Annotated in this window: 20 protein-coding genes; 14 read left to right on the forward strand and 6 right to left on the reverse strand. The window is 58.3% G+C overall.

The window, feature by feature from the left end:
- Positions 1 to 262: 262 nt before the first annotated feature.
- The 3 genes from brnQ to CKW26_RS22540 all read left to right on the forward strand — a co-directional run bounded on the left by brnQ (position 263) and on the right by CKW26_RS22540 (position 2,986).
- Positions 263 to 1,576, forward strand: a complete 1,314-nt coding sequence (gene brnQ / locus CKW26_RS22530) for a branched-chain amino acid transport system II carrier protein (RefSeq protein ID WP_093439927.1) — start codon at positions 263 to 265, stop codon at positions 1,574 to 1,576.
- A 271-nt stretch (positions 1,577 to 1,847) separates the two neighbouring features.
- Complete coding sequence (locus CKW26_RS22535) at positions 1,848 to 2,585, forward strand: DUF599 domain-containing protein (RefSeq protein WP_095050220.1); 738 nt, start codon at positions 1,848 to 1,850, stop codon at positions 2,583 to 2,585.
- Entirely contained in the window at positions 2,585 to 2,986 is a 402-nt protein-coding gene (locus tag CKW26_RS22540) for an MAPEG family protein (protein ID WP_095050221.1), read from the forward strand. The genes CKW26_RS22535 and CKW26_RS22540 overlap by 1 nt, the downstream gene beginning before the upstream one ends.
- Positions 2,987 to 3,064: 78 nt before the next feature.
- Here the strand turns inward: CKW26_RS22540 and CKW26_RS22545 are convergent, their stop codons facing one another.
- Positions 3,065 to 3,301 carry a hypothetical protein gene (locus CKW26_RS22545; RefSeq protein ID WP_007919867.1) on the reverse strand — a complete coding sequence of 79 codons (237 nt, stop codon included), beginning with the start codon at positions 3,299 to 3,301 and terminating at the stop codon, positions 3,065 to 3,067.
- 158 nt (positions 3,302 to 3,459) lie between these two features.
- Here CKW26_RS22545 and CKW26_RS22550 point away from each other — a divergent pair, with 158 nt between their 5' ends.
- From CKW26_RS22550 to CKW26_RS22565, 4 genes are all read left to right on the forward strand, one after another.
- The gene (locus CKW26_RS22550) at positions 3,460 to 3,936 is read left to right on the forward strand and encodes a PaaI family thioesterase (protein ID WP_095050222.1); all 477 of its coding nucleotides are present in this window, start codon (positions 3,460 to 3,462) and stop codon (positions 3,934 to 3,936) included.
- Positions 3,933 to 4,385, forward strand: a complete 453-nt coding sequence (locus tag CKW26_RS22555) for a PaaI family thioesterase (RefSeq protein WP_095050223.1) — start codon at positions 3,933 to 3,935, stop codon at positions 4,383 to 4,385. Before CKW26_RS22550 ends, CKW26_RS22555 begins: the two co-directional genes overlap by 4 nt.
- Before the next feature lie 82 nt (positions 4,386 to 4,467).
- Positions 4,468 to 6,372, forward strand: coding sequence for a molecular chaperone HtpG (gene htpG, locus CKW26_RS22560; protein ID WP_077572237.1), 1,905 nt, complete (start codon positions 4,468 to 4,470; stop codon positions 6,370 to 6,372).
- 68 nt (positions 6,373 to 6,440) lie between these two features.
- Positions 6,441 to 7,169, forward strand: a complete 729-nt coding sequence (locus CKW26_RS22565; RefSeq protein ID WP_095050224.1) for a dienelactone hydrolase family protein — start codon at positions 6,441 to 6,443, stop codon at positions 7,167 to 7,169.
- Positions 7,170 to 7,400: 231 nt separating this feature from the next.
- On the opposite strand, the gene CKW26_RS22570 is transcribed toward CKW26_RS22565, so the two are convergent.
- Complete coding sequence (locus CKW26_RS22570) at positions 7,401 to 8,267, reverse strand: pirin family protein (RefSeq protein ID WP_095050225.1); 867 nt, start codon at positions 8,265 to 8,267, stop codon at positions 7,401 to 7,403.
- Positions 8,268 to 8,328: 61 nt separating this feature from the next.
- Positions 8,329 to 8,745, reverse strand: coding sequence for an OsmC family protein (locus tag CKW26_RS22575; RefSeq protein ID WP_095050226.1), 417 nt, complete (start codon positions 8,743 to 8,745; stop codon positions 8,329 to 8,331).
- Between the two features lie 128 nt (positions 8,746 to 8,873).
- Between CKW26_RS22575 and CKW26_RS22580 the strand changes: the two genes are divergently transcribed.
- Together CKW26_RS22580 and CKW26_RS22585 are read left to right on the forward strand one after the other, a co-directional pair.
- Positions 8,874 to 9,929, forward strand: a complete 1,056-nt coding sequence (locus CKW26_RS22580; RefSeq protein WP_095050227.1) for an amidohydrolase family protein — start codon at positions 8,874 to 8,876, stop codon at positions 9,927 to 9,929.
- Positions 9,930 to 10,059: 130 nt separating this feature from the next.
- The gene (locus CKW26_RS22585) at positions 10,060 to 11,685 is read left to right on the forward strand and encodes a methyl-accepting chemotaxis protein (protein ID WP_095050228.1); all 1,626 of its coding nucleotides are present in this window, start codon (positions 10,060 to 10,062) and stop codon (positions 11,683 to 11,685) included.
- A gap of 273 nt (positions 11,686 to 11,958) precedes the next feature.
- Here the strand turns inward: CKW26_RS22585 and CKW26_RS22590 are convergent, their stop codons facing one another.
- Genes CKW26_RS22590 through purM form a run of 3 tightly spaced genes read right to left on the reverse strand, consistent with a single transcriptional unit; the run spans position 11,959 to position 14,389 of the window.
- The gene (locus CKW26_RS22590) at positions 11,959 to 12,672 is read right to left on the reverse strand and encodes a DUF3108 domain-containing protein (protein WP_095050229.1); all 714 of its coding nucleotides are present in this window, start codon (positions 12,670 to 12,672) and stop codon (positions 11,959 to 11,961) included.
- An 8-nt stretch (positions 12,673 to 12,680) separates the two neighbouring features.
- Entirely contained in the window at positions 12,681 to 13,331 is a 651-nt protein-coding gene (gene purN / locus CKW26_RS22595; protein WP_095050230.1) for a phosphoribosylglycinamide formyltransferase, read from the reverse strand.
- Positions 13,331 to 14,389 carry a phosphoribosylformylglycinamidine cyclo-ligase gene (purM, locus tag CKW26_RS22600; protein WP_095050231.1) on the reverse strand — a complete coding sequence of 353 codons (1,059 nt, stop codon included), beginning with the start codon at positions 14,387 to 14,389 and terminating at the stop codon, positions 13,331 to 13,333. The genes purN and purM overlap by 1 nt, the downstream gene beginning before the upstream one ends.
- A gap of 374 nt (positions 14,390 to 14,763) precedes the next feature.
- On the opposite strand from purM, the gene CKW26_RS22605 reads away from it, so the two are divergent.
- From CKW26_RS22605 to CKW26_RS22625, 5 genes are all read left to right on the forward strand, one after another.
- A complete protein-coding gene (locus CKW26_RS22605; protein ID WP_095050232.1) occupies positions 14,764 to 15,822 on the forward strand; it encodes a DUF2066 domain-containing protein in 1,059 nt (352 codons plus the stop codon).
- A gap of 34 nt (positions 15,823 to 15,856) precedes the next feature.
- Positions 15,857 to 16,930: an AI-2E family transporter gene (locus CKW26_RS22610; RefSeq protein ID WP_093440003.1), complete on the forward strand. Its 1,074-nt coding sequence runs from the start codon at positions 15,857 to 15,859 to the stop codon at positions 16,928 to 16,930.
- A 206-nt stretch (positions 16,931 to 17,136) separates the two neighbouring features.
- Complete coding sequence (hda, locus tag CKW26_RS22615) at positions 17,137 to 17,841, forward strand: DnaA regulatory inactivator Hda (RefSeq protein ID WP_007919828.1); 705 nt, start codon at positions 17,137 to 17,139, stop codon at positions 17,839 to 17,841.
- Between the two features lie 226 nt (positions 17,842 to 18,067).
- Positions 18,068 to 18,685, forward strand: coding sequence for a C40 family peptidase (locus CKW26_RS22620; RefSeq protein WP_007919826.1), 618 nt, complete (start codon positions 18,068 to 18,070; stop codon positions 18,683 to 18,685).
- A gap of 220 nt (positions 18,686 to 18,905) precedes the next feature.
- Positions 18,906 to 19,442: a C40 family peptidase gene (locus CKW26_RS22625; protein WP_095050233.1), complete on the forward strand. Its 537-nt coding sequence runs from the start codon at positions 18,906 to 18,908 to the stop codon at positions 19,440 to 19,442.
- Positions 19,443 to 19,660 lie beyond the last annotated feature (218 nt).

Here is a 19,660-nt window from a genome sequence, read left to right on the forward strand (position 1 = left end):
TTTCTGACATCCGCTGATTTATAGGCTTTCGCCCAATTACATGCAAAAACGCGACACGGAAACGTCGCGTATCGGATAGTTCGCCCTCTAACAGTGCGTTTACACGCCAAATTCGTTAGGCTAGCAGCCATTTTTGCGTCTGCCGCCCACAAGGCATGCAACGCGCTTTAAGGGTCAGTCCCATACGGATCGACAGCATTTCCCTAATTACACAGGGCAATCCCCCTCTAAATTCCGATTTCAGTAGTGTGGTATTACCTTAATGAAAGTTTTGAAAGGTCAGGACATCCTGGCACTTGGCTTTATGACATTTGCCCTGTTCGTTGGGGCTGGCAACATTATTTTCCCGCCGATCGTGGGCTTGCAGGCCGGACCTCATGTCTGGATGGCCGCGCTGGGCTTCCTGATCACTGCGGTCGGTCTGCCGGTGATCACCGTCGTTGCACTGGCCAAGGTTGGTGGGGCGATGGATACGCTGAGCAGCCCGATCGGCAAGATTGCCGGCGGCATTCTGGCGGCTGCGTGCTACCTGGCGGTCGGCCCGTTGTTCGCCACCCCGCGTACCGCAACCGTATCGTTTGAAGTCGGTCTAGCGCCGCTCACTGGCGAAAGCCCGCTGGCACTGTTCCTCTACAGCTCGGTGTACTTCCTGCTGGTGTTCTTCATCTCGCTCTACCCTGGGCGGTTGCTGGACACCGTTGGCCGTTTCCTCGCGCCGCTGAAGATCATCGCACTGGCGGTGCTCGGTATCGCCGCATTCGCCTTGCCGGCGGGTGACATCGGCCAAGGCACGCCGGAATACGTGGCGGCACCGTTCTCTCAGGGTTTCATCAATGGTTACCTGACCATGGATACCTTGGGCGCGCTGGTGTTCGGCATCGTCATCGTTAACGCGATCCGCTCCCGTGGCGTCGAGTCGCCCGCGCTGATCACCCGTTACGCGATCATCGCCGGGCTGATTGCCGGTGTCGGTCTGGCGCTGGTGTATGTCAGCCTGTTCCGCCTCGGTTCCGGCAGCCACGAAGTGGCGGTGGGCGCGACCAACGGCGCGGCGGTACTGCATGCCTACGTGCAACACACCTTCGGTTCGCTGGGCAGCGGTTTCCTCGCGGTGTTGATCTCGCTGGCGTGCCTGGTGACAGCGGTCGGCCTGACCTGTGCTTGCGCTGAGTACTTCAGCCGTGTGTTGCCACTGTCCTACAAGACCCTGGTGATCATTCTGGCGGCGTTCTCGCTGCTGGTGTCCAACCTGGGCCTGACCAAGCTGATTGCCTTCTCGATCCCGGTGCTGACCGCGATCTACCCGCCGTGCATCGTGCTGGTAGCGCTGAGCTTCTGCAAAGACTTCTGGCATGAGCACGGCCGCATTCTTGGTCCGGTGATGCTGGTATCGTTTGTGTTTGGCACCATCGACGCGCTGAAAGGCGCGGGTCTGGCCGACTGGATGCCATCGCAGCTGTCCCACCTGCCGCTGAGCGAGCAGGGCCTGGCCTGGTTGGTGCCGTGTGTGATGACGCTGGTGGTTGCAGTGGTTTGCGATCGCATGCTGGGCAAGCGCAGCGAAGCGGTTGCCTGACGTTGCCTGACCCGCCATAAGCGGGTCTTCAACGCTTAAACAGAAATGCCCCGTATCAATCGATACGGGGCATTTTTTATGCGCGTCAGGCAGTGTCTTTTTCCCTAGGCTAACGTCGAAGAGTTGCCGAAGTCCTAATGTGGGAGCGAGCCTGCTCGCGAAAGCGTTGTGTCAGCCGCCATCACTGTTGCGTGATACGCCGCTTTCGTCGGAACGCCGCCCGGAGCAGGCTCGCTCCCACAGGTAGCATCCATACTCCACAGGGAATTGCATGTCGTTCATTCAAGCCAACCTGATCCACCTGCTCGCCGCCGTCTGGTTTGTCATCTGCTGGGGTGGTTACACCCGTTATGCCGGCTGGAAAGCCCGCGACACAGCGTGTCTGGCCAGTGTGCTGCACCTGTACCGCGAGGACTGGATGCGCCGTATGTTGCTGCGTGACAACCGCATCGCCGACGCCAGCGTGATTGGCAATCTTGAACGCAACGCTTCGTTCTTCGCCTCAAGCACATTGATTATTCTCGCCGGCATTCTCACCGTGCTTGGCGCGTCAGAGCGGGCGGTTTCGTTGCTGGCGGACATCCCGATGGTGCAACAGGCGTCGCAGGGCATGTCGGAGATCAAGTTGCTGTGTCTGGCGATGGTGTTCGTTTACGCCTTCTTCACTTTTAGCTGGTGCATGCGTCAGTACAACTTTGCTGCCGTACTGGTGGGTTCGGCGCCTATGATCGGCGAGCGGCAGGTGTCGGAGCAGGAGCGTAAAGCCTTTGCCTTGCGGGCGGCGCGAGTGATTTCAATGGCGGCCAACCAGTTCAACTTCGGCTTGCGTTCCTACTACTTCGGCATGAGCATGCTGGCCTGGTTTGTGAGTCCATGGTTGTTCATGTTGATGAGTGCCGGCGTCGTGGTGGTTCTGTACCGCCGGGAGTTTCATTCCGACGTTCTCGATGTCATGGTCTATACCCCTACAGAAGCCCCCCTTCCCGAAACAAACAGAGAGGTCGCTTGATGAGTATTCCGTTCTGGTGTGTGTTTATCAGCGCGCTGTTGATCTATATCGCGCGTATGCCGGTAGGCAAAGCGATGAAAGAGCAGGGTGGTTACAACAATCACCTGCCGCGTCAGCAACAGGCGCAATTGACCGGTTACGGCGCGAGGGCGCTGGCGGCGCATCAGAACAGCATCGAAGCGTTCATGTTGTTCGCAGTCGCTGTGTTGATGGCGCACACCACGCAAACGGCAGGATGGCTGATCGACACATTAGCGATCGTCTTCGTGATCGCGCGACTCTTCTACTTGTGGTTCTACCTGGCCGATCTTCCCAAACTGCGCAGTCTGGTCTGGATAGTTGGCGTATTGTGTTCGCTGTTGCTAATGATTAGTCCGACTTTTAGAACTGTCTTGCTCTAAGGCGACTCTGGCGTTAATTGCCAGGCAAAAGAAAACCCGCACTTGGCGGGTTTTCTTCTTTCTGCAGCAAAAAGCGAATTATTGCTTCTTGGCAGCTTCTTCTTGTGCAGCAGCGTTCGATTCAGCCTGAGCTTTGGCAGCTTCGGCGTTTTCTTTCGCAGCGTCGTTCACTTTATCCTGAGCTTTGTTCATGTCTTGCTGAGCTTGTTCAGCATGTTGGTTGGCATCTTGAGCTTTGTCCTCGGATTTTTTATCGCAGGCAGCGAGACCGAGGGAAGCGGTCAACATCAAGGCAATAGCAAAAGTCTTACGCATGGGGTGTTTCTCCTTATGGAAAATAACTACTGGCCTTAAGAACTCGGCGCTACAGGTTAAGTTCCTCATTTCTTTCAGATATATAAGTTTGTTTTTACACGGAACTTTTGCTGTTTTGCTCACTACTGGCAAAAGGCTCTAACGAGAGTAATTATCAAATGGCCGAAAACACCGTTTTTGAGCGTGCGACGCGGTTTCTATCGGCGCTGCGTCACTGTCAGGTACTCGGTTTGCAGGTGCACAGCGCCTCGGCCGAAGGGCTTACGGTGATCTTGCCGTACAGCGAAAAAATCGTCGGCAATCCCCGGACCGGAGTCATTCACGGCGGGGCGATTACTTCATTGATGGACACCGCCTGCGGGATGTCGACCCTGTGCGTGTTGCCGGAGTTCGAGGTGTGTCCAACCCTCGATCTGCGCATCGATTACATGCACGCCGCCGAGCCGAACAAGGATGTGTATGGCTTTGCCCAGTGCTACCGAGTGACCACCGATGTGATCTTCGCCCGAGGCTTCGCTTATCAGGATGATCCCGAACAGCCCATCGCCCATGTGGTCGGCACCTTCATGCGCATGGGCAAGGGCCTCAAAGGCACCAAAGGTTTCGGCGGCGCGATCAAGGGAGAAAGTCAGTGATTGACGACCTCAAGCAACAATTGCAGCAGGCCCATGCAGAGGGTGATTACACGCCGTTGCTGGAACTGATCCCGTACGCCGGGCTAATCGGTATCGAGTGTTCGCGAGTCGGTGATGAACTGTTGTTCAAGCTGCCGGCGAACAAGGACAACATTGGTAACCCTTTATTGCCGGCGATCCACGGCGGGGTGATTGCCGGATTCATGGAGCTGGCCGCTGCCCTGCATCTGTTGATTTTCACCGGTGCGCCTGGCGTGCCGAAGATTATCGACTTCTCCCTTGATTACCTGCGCGCCGGGCAGTTCCGCGATACCTGGGCCAAATGTCAGGTCTGCCGTCAGGGACGCCGCGTCGCCAACGTTGCGATCACAGCCTGGCAAAGCACTGAAAGCGAACCGATTGCCACCGCGCGTGCGCACTTCAAAATCGAGGAGCCCTTGAAATCCTGAACAGCGCCCCAAACTCACAAGACAACCCGCCGTCGACCATTTCGGGTCGCGGCCACTGCCATCTGATTGGAGTTTGATGACCATGAGTGTGGAAACTCAAAAGGAAACCCTGGGCTTCCAGACCGAGGTAAAGCAGCTGCTGCACCTCATGATCCATTCGCTGTATTCCAACAAGGAAATTTTCCTTCGCGAATTGATCTCGAACGCCTCTGACGCTGTCGATAAGCTGCGCTTCGAAGCCCTGGCCAAGCCAGAGTTGCTCGAAGGTGGCGCTGATCTGAAAATCCGTGTGAGCTTCGACAAGGACGCCAAGACCGTCACCCTCGAAGACAACGGTATCGGCATGAACCGCGACGATGTGATCACCCACCTGGGGACTATCGCCAAATCCGGCACTGCCGATTTCATGAAAAATCTTTCGGGCGATCAGAAGAAAGATTCGCACCTGATCGGTCAGTTCGGTGTGGGCTTCTACTCCGCCTTCATCGTTGCTGACCAAGTTGATGTGTACTCCCGTCGCGCCGGCACCCCGGCCAGCGAAGGCGTGCACTGGTCGTCGAAAGGCGAGGGCGAGTTCGAAGTCGCCACCATCGACAAACCAGAGCGCGGCACCCGCATCGTTCTGCACCTGAAAGCTGCGGAAGACGAGTTCGCCGATGGCTGGCGTCTGCGCAACATCATCAAGAAGTACTCCGACCACATTGCTTTGCCGATCGAACTGCCGAAAGAAGCGGCAGCAGCAGAAGGCGAAGAAGCACCAGCCGTTGAATGGGAAACCGTCAACCGCGCCAGCGCTCTGTGGACCCGTCCGCGCACTGAAGTGAAGGACGAGGAATACCAGGAGTTCTACAAGCACATCGCTCACGACTTTGAAAACCCGCTGGCCTGGAGCCACAACAAAGTCGAAGGCAAGCTCGAATACAGCTCGCTGCTGTATGTGCCGGCCCGCGCACCGTTCGACCTGTACCAGCGTGAAGCGCCGAAAGGCCTGAAGCTCTACGTGCAACGCGTGTTCGTCATGGATCAGGCCGAGTCGTTCCTGCCGCTGTACCTGCGCTTCATCAAAGGCGTGGTCGATTCCAACGACCTGTCGCTGAACGTGTCGCGCGAAATCCTGCAGAAAGACCCGATCATCGATTCGATGAAGACCGCGCTGACCAAGCGTGTGCTCGACATGCTGGAAAAACTGGCGAAAAACGAGCCTGAGCAATACAAAGGCTTCTGGAAGAACTTCGGTCAGGTCATGAAAGAAGGCCCGGCAGAAGACTTCGCCAACAAAGAGAAAATTGCCGGTCTGTTGCGTTTCGCATCGACCAACGGCGACGAAGGCGAGCAGATCGTTGGTCTGGCCGACTACCTGGCTCGCGCCAAGGAAGGTCAGGACAAGATCTACTACCTCACCGGCGAAACCTACGCGCAGGTTAAAAACAGCCCGCACCTGGAAGTCTTCCGCAAGAAAGGCATCGAAGTGCTGCTGCTGACCGACCGCATCGACGAGTGGCTGATGAGCTACCTCAGCGAGTTCGACGGCAAGACTTTCGTTGACGTGGCACGTGGTGATCTTGATCTGGGCAATCTGGACTCGGAAGAGGACAAGAAAGCTGCAGAAGAAGTCGCCAAGTCCAAAGAAGGTCTGGTTGAGCGTCTGAAAACCGCGCTGGGCGATTCCGTGGCTGAAGTCCGCGTATCGCATCGTCTGACCGACTCGCCGGCCATTCTGGCCATCGGCGAGCAGGATCTGGGTCTGCAAATGCGCCAGATCCTCGAAGCCAGCGGGCAAAAAGTGCCGGATTCGAAGCCAATCTTCGAATTCAACCCAAGCCACCCGCTGATCGAGAAACTCGATGGCGAGCAGAGCGAAGAGCGGTTCGGCGACCTGTCGCACATCCTCTTCGATCAGGCAGCCCTGGCTGCCGGCGACAGCTTGAAAGATCCGGCCGCTTATGTGCGCCGCCTGAACAAGCTGCTGGTTGAACTGTCGGTTTAACCAAGTCGTAGAAAAACCCGCTTCGGCGGGTTTTTTCATTCTGGTGTTTAGCAAATCAGGAGTCAGAAATGAGCGAAGTCACTGTACGTTCCGTGGTCTACCAGATCGACGGCCAGCCTTATGAAGGTCGTCTGGCGTTCGACGCCGAGCACAAAGGCGCGCGTCCGGGTTTGTTGATGGCGCCGAACTGGATGGGCGTCAGCGCCGGTGCCGAAGAGATCGCCAAATCGGTCGCGGCCAAGGGCTACGTGGTGTTGATCGCTGACGTTTACGGTCAGGCTGTGCGTCCGCAGAACGCGGATCAGGCCGGCGCGGCGATGATGCCGTTGAAGGATGATCGCGCGCTGCTGCGCAAGCGTATGCAAGCGGCGTTCGAGCAGTTGCAGAAGCAGGGCGAAGCGGCGGTGGATACTTCGAACCTGGCAGTGTTCGGTTTCTGCTTTGGTGGTTGCTGTGCGCTGGATTTGGCGCGCACCGGTGCGCCGGTGAAAGCGGCGGTGTCGTTCCACGGCACGCTGGATTCGCCGAATCCGGCCGACGCGCAGAACATCAAAGGTTCGGTGCTGGTGCTGCACGGTGCTTCAGACCCGTTGGTGCCAAAAGAGCAATTGCCGGCGTTTGAGGATGAAATGAACGCGGCGAAAGTCGATTGGCAACTGCTGAGCTATGGCGGTGCGGTGCACTCGTTCACTGATCCGCATGCGAATGTGCCGGGCAAGATGATGTACGACGCGAAAACCGCGAAGCGCGCGTTCAAGTCGATGCATGATTTGCTGGATGAAGTGTTCAAGGGCTGAAGCCTGAAAAGCAAAAGCCCCTCACCCTAATCCTCCCGAAACGTCGGACCGCCCGTAGGGAGAGGGGACTGAATGGGGGATGCTTCAGGGTTACGCCGACCTGAAAGTGTCTTGGTGAATCCATAATCGCCAAGATTTTTCAGGTCGATGTATGACGCCAGACACCTCGGTCGGCTCCCTCTCCCTACGGGCGGTCCGACGTTTCGGGAGGGCTGGGGTGAGGGTAAAGGCTTAACGCGGCAATTCAATCCGCTCAACTTCCCCCGGCACCGTCGGCCAATCCCCGGCCGCCCATTTACGCCGTGCCTCATCAATCGCCGCCGGATCGCTCGCGACAAAATTCCAGTTGATCCGCCGCGGCCCGTCCAGCGGCGCGCCGCCGAACACCACCGCATGAACGTCGCTCTCGGCAAACAGGCTCATCTCTTCACCAGCGGGCAACACCGCCAGTGCATGCGGCTCAATCGTCTCGCCGTTCAACTGCGCATCCCCACTCAACACATACACCGCCCGTTCTTCGTGCTCGGTCGGAATCAGCAGGGTGGTCGCCGTTTGCATTTTCACTTCCGCATACAACGTAGGAGAAAGCACCGGTACCGGTGATTCGAGGCAAAAGCCCGATCCGGCGATCATCCGAATCTGCACGCCGAGGTTATCGCTGACCGGCAATGTCGCTGCCGGGTGATGGCTGTAATGCCCCGGGCCTTGCTCGTGATCCTTGGGCGACGCCAGCCAGATCTGCAAACCGTGCATCGTGAAACTCTGGTCCCACAACGGCTCAGGCGTGCGTTCAACGTGGGCAATCGCGCTGCCGGCGGTCATCCAGCTGACGTCGCCAGCGCTGACCACCTGGTCCGAGCCAAGGCTGTCCTTGTGCTGGATCTGACCTTCGAACAGATACGTGAGCGTCGACAGACCGATGTGCGGGTGCTGTCGGATATTCATACCTTTGCCCGTCGGATAAACCGTCTCGAGCATGTGGTCGAAAAACACGAAAGGCCCGACGCTGCGGCATTTGGCTGACGGCAACGGGCGCAGAATCGGCTGGCCTTCGACGTCTTCGGCGCGCGGGCGGATGATCAGAGGTTGCGTGTCCATGGTGCATTCCAGACTGAGCGGGTGATGCCAGAAGCATAACCCGCCGCTGGCATCAGGAGGGTTACTGGCTATCGAAGCCTTGCGGAGCGTGGGTTTCGATCGTCACGTCGCTGGTGGTCATCAGTTTGTGAATCGGGCAGCGATCGGCGACGCGCAGCAGTTCTTCACGCTGGGCGTCGGTGAGTACGCCTTTGAGGGTGAGGGTTACGTGCAGGGCGTATTTGCCTTTCTGCTCTTCACTGTTGTCGCGTTTGACCTCGACTCCGACACCGGTCAGCGGGATGTCTTTTTTCTTCGCGTACATCTTCAGAGTCAACGCTTTGCAGGCGCCGAGGGCCGCATCGAAATAGTCGTGCGGCTCAGGTGCCGAGCCTTCGCCGCCGGCGGTTTTCGGCACGTCGGCAAACAGTTCGTGATCATCAATCTGTACGGTGTGACGAAAACCTTCAGCGGAGACGGTATTGACGGTAACAGTCATGGGAACCTCACAGGCAGTAGGAAAAGTCGTTCGATCAAAAAAGACCTTGCAGTTATAGAGCATTCCCACCGGTACGCGTTCCACTTTCCTGCGGGATGAACCCTTGTCGTCAGGGTGCGGTCTAGGCTATGCCTACTTCCCGGAGATTACTTGTGTCCCTGTATCGTCTGAGTCTTGCCTGTCTTCTTCTGGTTGCCGGCAGCGCGAGCGCCCGCGATTACACCTACAGCGATGCGCACCTGCATTACGTGGATTTTTTCCAGGAAAGCGCAGGCATGGCGAAACTGCTGACAGCCATGCAGGACAATTCCGTCGAGCATGTGATGATTTCCGGCATTCCGGTGGCGAAGAAATGGCACGAAGACGAACCCAAGCGTCCGCGTTATTACGCGGGTGACGACGCTGACGCCTACTGGTACAGCGCAACCGATGTGATCGTTGCTGATGCCGTGCAAAAACTCAGCGCCGAGCAGCGCCCGTACTTTCATCCCTTCCTGGCCGGCTTCAACCCCAACGACAAGAACTCCGCCGCACATATCCAGCGCATGCTCGACCTTTACCCAGGGCTTTGGCAGGGCATCGGCGAAGTGTTTACCCGGCATGACGATCTCACGGCGCTGACCTCCGGCGACACGCCGCGGGCCAACAATGAAGCGATGACCAAGATCTATCATCTGGCCGCCGAGAACGATCTGCCGGTGATGCTGCATTCCAACATCACCTCCAAGCGTGAGAAAAATCCGCTGTACCTGAAGGAAATCGAAGAGCCGCTTCGTAATCACCCGCATACACGATTTATCTGGGCGCACGCCGGCACCAGTGCCGAAATTCATCGGCATCAGACACAACTGAAGTTCTTGCTGCCCACGCTGACGCGCATGCTTGAGGCGTATCCCAACCTGTTTATCGACTTGTCCTGGAGCATGCTCACGCCGTACCTGCTGGACGAACAGGGCACGCCGCGCGCGGAGTGGCTGGCGCTGGTCGAGAAATACCCGGAACGCTTCATGCTCGGCTCTGACGTGGTCGGGCGTTTCAATAAGCTCGGTGAAGAAATGCGCAGTTTCAAACCGTTCCTTGATGCGCTGCCGGACGACGTTGCGCAAAAAGTCGCTCGGGATAACTTCCTGGCAATCTTGCCGCGAACGGTGCTCAAGTCCGGCAAAAGCACGCTGAATCGTTAATGCCAACGGTTCGAAGGATCAAGGCCTTTTGATATCGCCTTTTCGTCTTACGCAAATTTTCGCCGGGCCGATACCTTCTAAAGCAACCAGCTGCAGGGTTGATGCAGCGCTTTTGGAAGGAACCAGAGCAATGAGTATCCGTAGTCTCAATATTGCCCCGCGCGCCGGCCTCGGTTTTGGCCTGTTGGCGCTGATGGTATTTGCCCTCGGGGCGTTCGCTTTGCTGCAAATGTCAAACATGCGCGCGCAGTCCGACGAGGTCGATAACAATTGGCTGCCGAGCGTGATGGCGGTCGGCGAGATGAGTCAGGACATGCTGCGCCTGCGAGCGTTGACCATGCGTCTGTTACTCAATCGTGATCCGCAGGCGCTCGAACAGAACGTTGCCAAACTCAATGAATTGCGCGGTGTGCTTAGTGAGGCGCAGCAGCGTTATGACGTGCTGATCGTGTTGCCCGAGGAGCGCAAGCTGTTCGATCGCTTCAAGGTTGCCGAACACCAGTATCTGGAGTTTCAGGCACAAGTCATGCAGTTGTCTGCGCAGAATCGGGTCGAGGAGGCCGCGACCATTCTCAATGGTCAGATGAGTCCCTTGGCCGACGAAATCGCAGTGCTTTTGCGCGAACTGGTTGAGCTGAATAAACACAATGCCAATCTCGCCACCGAAGCTGCGCGGTTGGTGTTCATGAATTCGCGGGTGTGGGTCGGGGTGATGATTGGCGTGACCGCGCTGATCACCATCGGCCTGGCCCTGTTGCTGACCCGCAGCATCGTGTTGCCGCTGGCGCAGTCGTTGGGCGTGGCCGAGGTGGTGGCGAGTGGCGATCTGACCGGCAACATCAACATCAGCGGCAAGGACGAGCCGGCGCGGCTGTTGCAGGCGCTCAAGAGCATGCAGCACAACTTGCGCGAGACGATTCGGCAAATCTCGGAGTCCTCCAGCCAATTGGCCTCAGCGTCAGAGGAGCTGAGTTGCGTCACGGAAGACGCTACGCGCGGGTTACACCAGCAGAGCCTGGAAATCGAACAGGCGGCCACGGCGGTCAATCAGATGACTGCTGCAGTGGAGGAGGTTGCCAGCAATGCCGTGGCAACGTCAGAAGCGTCGCGGGAATCCGATCGTATTGCCCAGCATGGTCGTGAACAGGTGCATCAAACGGTGTTGTCTATTGAATCGCTTGCCGATGATGTGACGGCCAATGCCAGCCAAGTAGAAGATCTGGCGCAGAAGGTCTATAGCATCAGCAAAGTGCTGGACGTGATTCGTTCGATTGCCGAGCAGACCAATTTGCTGGCGCTGAACGCTGCGATCGAAGCGGCGCGGGCCGGCGATGCCGGGCGTGGGTTTGCTGTGGTGGCGGACGAGGTGCGGGCCTTGGCGCATCGCACCCAGCAATCGACGCAAGAGATTGAGCAGATGATTGGCGGCATTCAGCAGGGCACCGATTCGGCGGTCAGTTCGATGCAGCAGAGCAATGTGCGGGCGCGCTCGACGCTGGAGTTAGCCAAGGCGGCCGGGGCTGCACTTGAAGAGATTGCCTCGGCGTTCACGCTGATCAACGAGCGCAATCTGGTGATCGCCAGTGCCTCGGAAGAGCAGGCGGCGGTGGCGCGGGAAGTGGATCGTAATCTGATGAATATTCGTGATCTGGCGATGCAGACATCGGCCGGGGCCAATCAAACGAGCGCGGCGAGTCAGGAACTGTCGCGGTTGGCGGTGGATTTGAACAGCATGGTCGCCAAGTTCTCGGTTTGAGGTTTGCCTTCAAAAGCCCCTCACCCTAACCCTCTCCCAAGGGGAGAGGGACTGACCGTGCGATGCGCTGCACATACGTCGACCTGAAACTGCTTGGGTGAATCCATAATCGACTCTGTTTTTCAGGTCGATGCCCAGCGCCAGACATCTCGGTCGGCTCCCTCTCCCTCGGGAGAGGGCTGGGGTGAGGGGCGAAGGTGACACAAAAAGTCGAGTTAAACACAGGCAAAAAAAAGCCCCGCATTTCGCGGGGCTCTTTGTTCTTGCGGCGGATCAGCTGCCTTTAACGGCTTTGCCGTTGACGGTGCCGTCTTGGAGCATGATGTTGTACTCCTTGCCGTCGGTTTCAACCTGTTGCAGGCGAACCAGCAGGTAATCCCAATCCTTGGCGAACCAGAGGACGGTGATGCGCTTGCTTTGTGTCGGGTCGCGCACGCGCTCGACCTTGATCGCATCAATCTTGCCAGCCTTGGTCTCGACTTTTTCCGAACCCAGCACGCGGAAGTCATAGGTATCGACTTCACCGTCATCGACCACTTGATAGCTCATGGTCTTCTTGCCGGCAGCAACGTCATGTTGCAGTGCCAACTGGTAAGTGGACTTGTCGACCATGCCGCGATTCAGCGGAATCTTCACCGCGTCGCCACGGTCGGTACCGGTGACCATTTTGCTGTTCCAGTCAAAATCCAGATCAGCCTTTTTCGCTTTGCCCAGACCGCCACGTTCAAAGTGGTAGGACTGCGGTAGCAGGGTGTCCTTGTCCAGGGTCAGAGTGCTTTCTTCAGTCAGGCTGGCGATCATCATCGAGGCCTTGAAGCTGAGCTTCCAGACGCCGTTGGCTTCCTTGACCAGACTGCGCTCGGCGGTGCCGCTCATGGGCAACTGCTTCCAGTCGGCGGTGTAGCTGGCGGAGAACGGTTGAAGGTCCGCTGCCTGCGCGAAGGGCAGGGCGAGCAGAGCGCAAGCGAAGAGCAGGGCGCGACGCATAATATCTCCTAGTTTCGAATCAAGTGGCCGCTGGCCGCGAGTAACTGGCCGTCCAGCAAAGCACCGTGTTCACCGAGTGCCAGTCTGCCTTCGGCAAACCAGCGTACTGCCATCGGGTAGATCAGGTGTTCCTGAACGTGGACTCGCTGCGCCAGACTCTGCGGCGTGTCGTGCAACTCTACCGGTAATACTGCCTGTACGACCAGTGGTCCGCCATCGAGTTCCTCGGTGACGAAGTGCACGGAGCAGCCGTGCTCAGTGTCACCGGCCTCCAGCGCACGCTGATGAGTGTGTAACCCTTTGTATTTGGGCAGCAGCGACGGGTGGATGTTGAGCAGGCGACCTTGGTAGTGGCGAACGAAATCAGCGCTGAGAATGCGCATGAAGCCGGCCAGCACCACGAGTTTCGGATTGAATTCGTCGATCAGTTCGATCAGGGCAGCATCGAAGGCCTCGCGACCTTCGAATGCCTTGTGATCCAGCGAGCGGGTGGCGATACCCGCAGCACTGGCGCGTTGCAGGCCGTAGGCGTCGGCGCGATTGGAAATCACTGCAGCGATGCGGACCGGGCTGTCGCCGGTCCGCGTGCTGTCGATCAGAGCCTGCAAGTTACTGCCGGTGCCGGACAACAGCACCACGACATCACAGGTTGCGGACATTAATGAGCCTTAAGGTTCTGCAGATCAACCTGAGCAGCGCCTTCGGCAGCGGCAGCGATCTGACCGATGACCCAAGGCTGTTCGCCGGCGTCACGCAGGGTGTTCAGCGCAACTTCTACGTGTTCCTGAGCCACGCAGATGACCATGCCAACGCCGCAGTTCAGCACGCGGTGCATTTCGGTCTCGTCAACGTTGCCTTTTTCCTGCAGCCAGTCGAATACGGCAGGGCGAGTCCAGCTAGCCACGTCAACCACAGCCTGAGCGCCTTTTGGCAGTACGCGCGGGATGTTGTCGAGCAGGCCACCACCGGTGATGTGGGCCATGGCTTTGACCGCGCCGGTGTCTTTGATCAGTTTGAGCAGCGGCTTCACGTAGATACGGGTCGGGGCCATCAGCAGGTCGGTCAGCGGTTTGCCGTCGAGCTGGACGTTTTCGATGTCGGCACCGGAGACTTCGATGATCTTGCGGATCAGCGAGTAGCCGTTGGAGTGCGGGCCGGACGATGGCAGAGCGATCAGCGCATCACCAGTGGCGACTTTCGAGCCGTCGATGATTTCCGATTTTTCCACGACGCCGACGCAGAAGCCGGCCAGGTCGTAGTCTTCGCCTTCGTACATGCCTGGCATTTCAGCGGTTTCACCGCCTACCAGCGAGCAGCCCGACAGTTCGCAGCCAGCGCCGATGCCGGTTACCACCTGGGCAGCGGTGTCGACATTCAGTTTGCCGGTGGCGTAGTAGTCGAGGAAGAACAGTGGCTCAGCGCCGCAAACGACGAGGTCGTTCACGCACATGGCAACCAGGTCGATACCGATGCTGTCGTGCTTGTTCAGGTTCAGCGCCAGACGCAGCTTGGTGCCGACGCCGTCGGTACCGGAAACCAGAACTGGCTGCTTGTAGCCGGCCGGGATTTCGCAGAGGGCGCCGAAACCGCCCAGGCCGCCCATGACTTCCGGGCGCGCAGTGCGCTTGGCGACGCTCTTGATGCGTTCGACCAATGCTTCACCGGCGTCGATGTCTACACCGGCGTCCTTGTAGCTCAGGGAGGGTTGCTTGCTCATGATCCAGGCCTTTAGGGGAGGGGATTCAGGGGTAACGACCGAGTTCAGCGGGAACGTCGAAATCGAGGGTGGCGATGGCCTCACGCGAGTTTCGAGGTGCCCGGCTGTTGCCGGTCTGCGAAGGCGCGCGATTTTATCAGGCTTGAGGGGCAGCGGCCATCCTCGCACCGACGGGCAGGGCCATATCAGCGGAAATTTTTTGCAATTGAGCCGTATGAACGCCTGTATAAGGTGTGGCGATTAACCGTCTATCGTTATCACTGTGCAAAAACTTACCGCTACCGTGTGAATGCTTTGCGATGGCAGATTGTCACAGCCTTGCTTAACCGGTTCACGCGGCCTGTTCCAGCCGCTCCTGTCGACGGGAATTTTCCATGCGTTTTTGTAAATTGTTGTTTGTGGGTTGTTTGTCTCTGCTCAGCCTGGCGAGTCACGCCGAAAATCTCAAAGGCCTTTATCAAGTGCGTGAGCCGGTCAATGGCCAGGCTCCGGAAGAACGTGATCGCGCCACGCAGGCGGCGCTCGACACGTTGGTGCTGCGTTTGACGGGCGATCCGAAAGCTGCGCAAAACCCGGGGCTGGCGGCGATTCGCAAGGATCCGCAGCAAATTATCAGTCAGTTCGGTTTCGATGCCGGGCCGCCGGAGGTGCTGAAGGTCGATTTTGATCCGGCGACCACCGAGCAGGCGCTGCGTCGGGCCGGCCTGTCGTTGTGGGGCGCCAGTCGGCCGTCGATTCTGAGCTGGTGGCTGAATGATTCGGCTGAAGGTTCGAGTCTGGTCGGTGACGGTCAGGCCGCTGCGGCGCCGTTGCGTACGGCTGCGCAACACCGCGGCTTGCCGTTGCGTTTGCCGCTGGCTGATTTGAGTGAGCAGTTGGTTGCCACTGCGCCAGCGCTTGAGGGCACGGATCCGGCGCCACTGCGCGGTGCTTCGGAGCGCTACAACGCTGACGCCTTGCTGGCGGTGCATGCCCGTGAAGAGGGCGGGCAATGGCAGGCCAAGTGGCACTTGTGGCTGGGCGACCAGAAAGAGGCGGGCAGTGTGCAGGGCGCCGATCAGGCCGCTGTCGCTGATGCGGTGATGCTGGCGGTGGCTGAGCGTCTGGCGCCACGATTTGTTGCCAAGCCCGGTGCTTCGGGTCAGCAGACCCTGGAAGTCCAAGGCATGAATCTTGAACATTACGCGGCGCTGCTGCGGTTACTCGAACCGTTTGGCGTGCGTCTGCAAAGTGTTGATGGCGATCGTATCGTTTATCGGGTCAATGGCAGTGCCGATCAGATGCGTGCGCAGCTGTCGCTGGCGAAGTTGCAGGAGTTGCCGGCCGAGGCGCCGGCTCCGGTAGCGGCGCCACAACCAGTGGCTGGTGGCGCAACACCTGTCGCGGCGCCAGCCCCGACCCCGGCAGCACCGTCGTTGCGGTTTCGCTGGTAAGTCTTTCCTTATATAGAAGCAACAGGAGTGGTACATGGCCGATACGCGGCGTTGGTTCTGGCTCGGTGGGGTAGTCCTGCTTTGCGCGTTTGTGTGGTTGCTGCACCCGATCCTCACGCCGTTTCTGGTGGCGCTGCTGCTGGCTTATCTGTTCGATCCGTTGGTGGATCGTCTGGAAAAACTCGGGCTGTCGCGAACCTGGGGCGTGATCGCGGTGTTTGCGTTGTTCACGCTGATCGTCACCGCACTGATGCTGGTGCTGGTGCCGATGCTCGCCAAGCAGTTGCTGCGTCTGTACGAACTGGCACCGCAGATGCTCGACTGGTTGCAGCACACAGCTGTGCCGTGGGCGCAGTCGAAGCTGGGGTTGTCGGACGGGTTCTGGAAGTTCGATAAGGTCAAGGCCGCGATCAGCGAGCACATGGGTCAGACCACCGACATTGTCGGCGTGGTGCTGAGTCAGGCAACGGCCTCCAGTCTTGCGCTGATCGGCTGGCTGGCCAATCTGGTGCTGATCCCGGTGGTGAGTTTCTACCTGCTGCGCGACTGGGACGTGATGATGGCCAAGATCCGCAGCCTGCTGCCGCGTGATCGTGAAGAGCGTGTAGTCGCCTTGGCTGGCGAATGTCATGAAGTGCTGGGCGCGTTCGTTCGTGGTCAGTTGCTGGTGATGCTGGCGCTGGGTGTGATTTATGCGGCAGGCTTGATGATTGTCGGTCTGGAGCTGGGGCTGTTGATCGGACTGATCGCGGGGCTGGCGGCGATCGTGCCGTACATGGGCTTCGTGATCGGCATTGGCGCAGCGCTGATTGCCGGGTTGTTCCAGTTCGGTGGTGATCTGTACCCGATGGTCGGGATCGTCGCGGTGTTCATGGTTGGTCAGGCGCTTGAGGGTATGGTGTTGACCCCGTTGCTGGTGGGTGATCGTATTGGTCTGCACCCGGTGGCGGTAATCTTCGCGATTCTGGCTGGCGGCGAGCTGTTCGGTTTCACCGGTGTGCTGTTGGCCTTGCCGGTGGCGGCGGTGATCATGGTGCTGGTGCGCCATGTGCACGACTTGTACAAGGATTCCGAGATCTATAGCGGTGTGGACGAGCCGGAGTTGTAACGGTGCAGGGCGGCCCGGCGATTAGCCGGGTTGGCCCGTGTCCTGCAGGCGCTGGCGCCAAAGAATCTGTCATAAAACCAGCGTGTTAACGCAAACCTTTGATTTTGCTTGGACTCTGTCGCATTGTGCGCTCAGCTTCACGGGTATAAACTTCGCAAACTTTACACAGAGGCCACTAACGGTTCCTTGAGAACTGTTCAGTCAGCATGAAACCGATTCAGCTGCCCCTAGGTGTGCGTCTGCGTGACGACGCCACCTTCATCAACTACTACCCAGGCGCCAATGCCGCTGCACTCGGCTATGTCGAGCGTCTATGCGAAGCCGACGCCGGCTGGACAGAAAGCCTGATCTACCTGTGGGGCAAACACGGCGTAGGGCGGACGCATCTGTTGCAGGCCGCATGCTTGCGCTTCGAGCAGATGGGTGAGCCGGCTGTGTATTTGCCGTTGGCCGAGTTGATGGACCGCGGCGTTGAAATCCTCGACAACCTTGAACAGTACGAGCTGGTTTGCCTGGACGACTTGCAAGTGATTGCCGGCAAGGCTGACTGGGAAGAGGCGATGTTTCATCTGTTCAATCGTCTACGTGACAGCGGTCGGCGCTTGCTGATTGCCGCCTCCACCTCTCCGCGTGAATTGCCGGTCAAACTGGCTGACTTGAAATCCCGCCTGACCCTGGCGCTGATTTTCCAGATGCGTCCGCTCTCCGATGAAGACAAATTGCGCGCCTTGCAATTGCGCGCGTCGCGTCGCGGTCTGCACCTGACTGACGAAGTCGGGCATTTTATTTTGACTCGCGGCACTCGCAGCATGAGTGCGCTGTTTGACTTGCTTGAACAGCTCGATCAGGCCTCCTTGCAGGCGCAGCGCAAGCTGACCATTCCCTTCCTGAAAGAAACCCTTGGCTGGTAGCCATCCCTTTGGTTCTGTGGCTTGTAGCGTGTTTCGGCATATTTCAGGCGCCAGAAAATCCGCTTTCCTGCGAGGTGCGCAGGCCGCGTATCGGTTCAAATGGGCTTAAGCGCTTAGATGTAAACGAGAAACCGAGAAGTCACAAAAAGATCGATTGAATTTGCAAATGAGGCTGATAGCGGGCATAGTCTCGGCTTCTTTACAACTATCAGCCACGGTCGTGCCCATGCTAAAGCGCTTCGCACCCCTCGTGCCTCTCGCACTCGTCACCCTGTTGTACGGTTGCGCTGCTCATTCTCCAGTTCAAGAGCAGCCTCAACAGGTTAAAAATTCTGCCACGGCTCAGTCTTCCGTTATTTACCAGGAAGAGCTGGACACCGAAAAAGAACTCAACGAATTCAATGGCAAGAAGCCTTATCAGCTTCCTGTTCTGGCCGACAGCATCCTCGAACGCGGCATGTCCCTGATCGGTACCCGTTACCGTTTCGGCGGTACCTCTGAAGCCGGTTTCGATTGCAGCGGCTTCATCGGTTACCTGTTTCGCGAAGAAGCTGGCATGAACCTGCCGCGCTCGACCCGCGAAATGATCAACGTTGATGCGCCGCTGGTCTCGCGCAGCAACCTTGAGCCGGGCGATCTGCTGTTCTTCGCCACCAACGGTCGTCGCGGTCGTGTCAGTCACGCCGGGATCTACCTGGGTGACAACCAGTTCATCCACTCCAGCAGTCGTCGCAGCGGCGGTGTTCGCATCGACAGCCTGGGTGACAGCTACTGGAGCAAGACTTTCATCGAAGCGAAACGCGCTCTGGCCAACGCTCCAACCGTCGTCACTGCTCGCAAGTAATTCCCCCGATGTCGCTGCGCTCGCGGCGACAATCAGGCTCCCTGCAACGGAGTAGACGTAGACTTTACAAGGTGAAGTTAAAGTCTTACTTGAAGTTTGCCGTGTAGCCGCTAGAATCCTGAGTCTATATTGATGGCAAACCGCCTGCGTGCTCACGCAGGCGGTTTTCTTTTCTGTCCATCGGCAGAAAAAGCCGCAGCCAGATCAGGATGTTCTGCTTATGACGATGACGGCCCGCCTCACATTGATCTTCTTCGCAGCGCTGCTCAGCGCCTGCGCCAGTCGTACACCGCCACCTGCGCCGGTGGTTCGCGCGCCGGTCGTATTCGGTCCTTCGCAAGCTTTCTCGCCGGCTGCTGAAGACGTGCTGTTTCGCGCGCTCGGTCTGGTGGGCACGCCTTATCGCTGGGGCGGCAACACGCCGGATTCGGGGTTTGATTGCAGCGGGCTGATCGGTTTTGTCTACCGTGATGCGGCGGGCATCTCTTTGCCGCGTTCGACGCGTGAGCTGATCGTTATGCAGGCGCCGAATGTCGGCAAGGAAGGCTTGCAGACTGGCGACCTGATCTTCTTCGCCACCAATGGCGGCTCGCAGGTCAGTCATGCAGGGATTTACGTCGGGGAAGGGCGCTTCGTGCATGCGCCGGCCACCGGCGGCACGGTGAAGCTGGACAGCCTGTCGAAGGCGTACTGGCAGAAAGCTTATCTGAGTGCCAAGCGGGTGTTGCAGCCGGAGCATCTGGCGCATAACCCGTAGTAAAAATCGCAGCAATCCTAATGTGGGAGCGAGCCTGCTCGCGAAAGCGGTGTATCAGTCAACTCAATGGAGACTGACACTCCGCATTCGCGAGCAGGCTCGCTTGTATGGTAGGACTTGAAGGGAGGAGGAGGGACAAGGCTCGATTCTGACTGTTGACGCAGCACAGACCGTGGGAGATTTCGCCCCTCCTCCTTTCACCCAAGCGCCGATAAAGA

Origin of the sequence: Pseudomonas sp. Irchel s3h9 (assembly GCF_900187475.1) — a bacterium.
Classification (GTDB): domain Bacteria; phylum Pseudomonadota; class Gammaproteobacteria; order Pseudomonadales; family Pseudomonadaceae; genus Aquipseudomonas; species Aquipseudomonas neuropathica.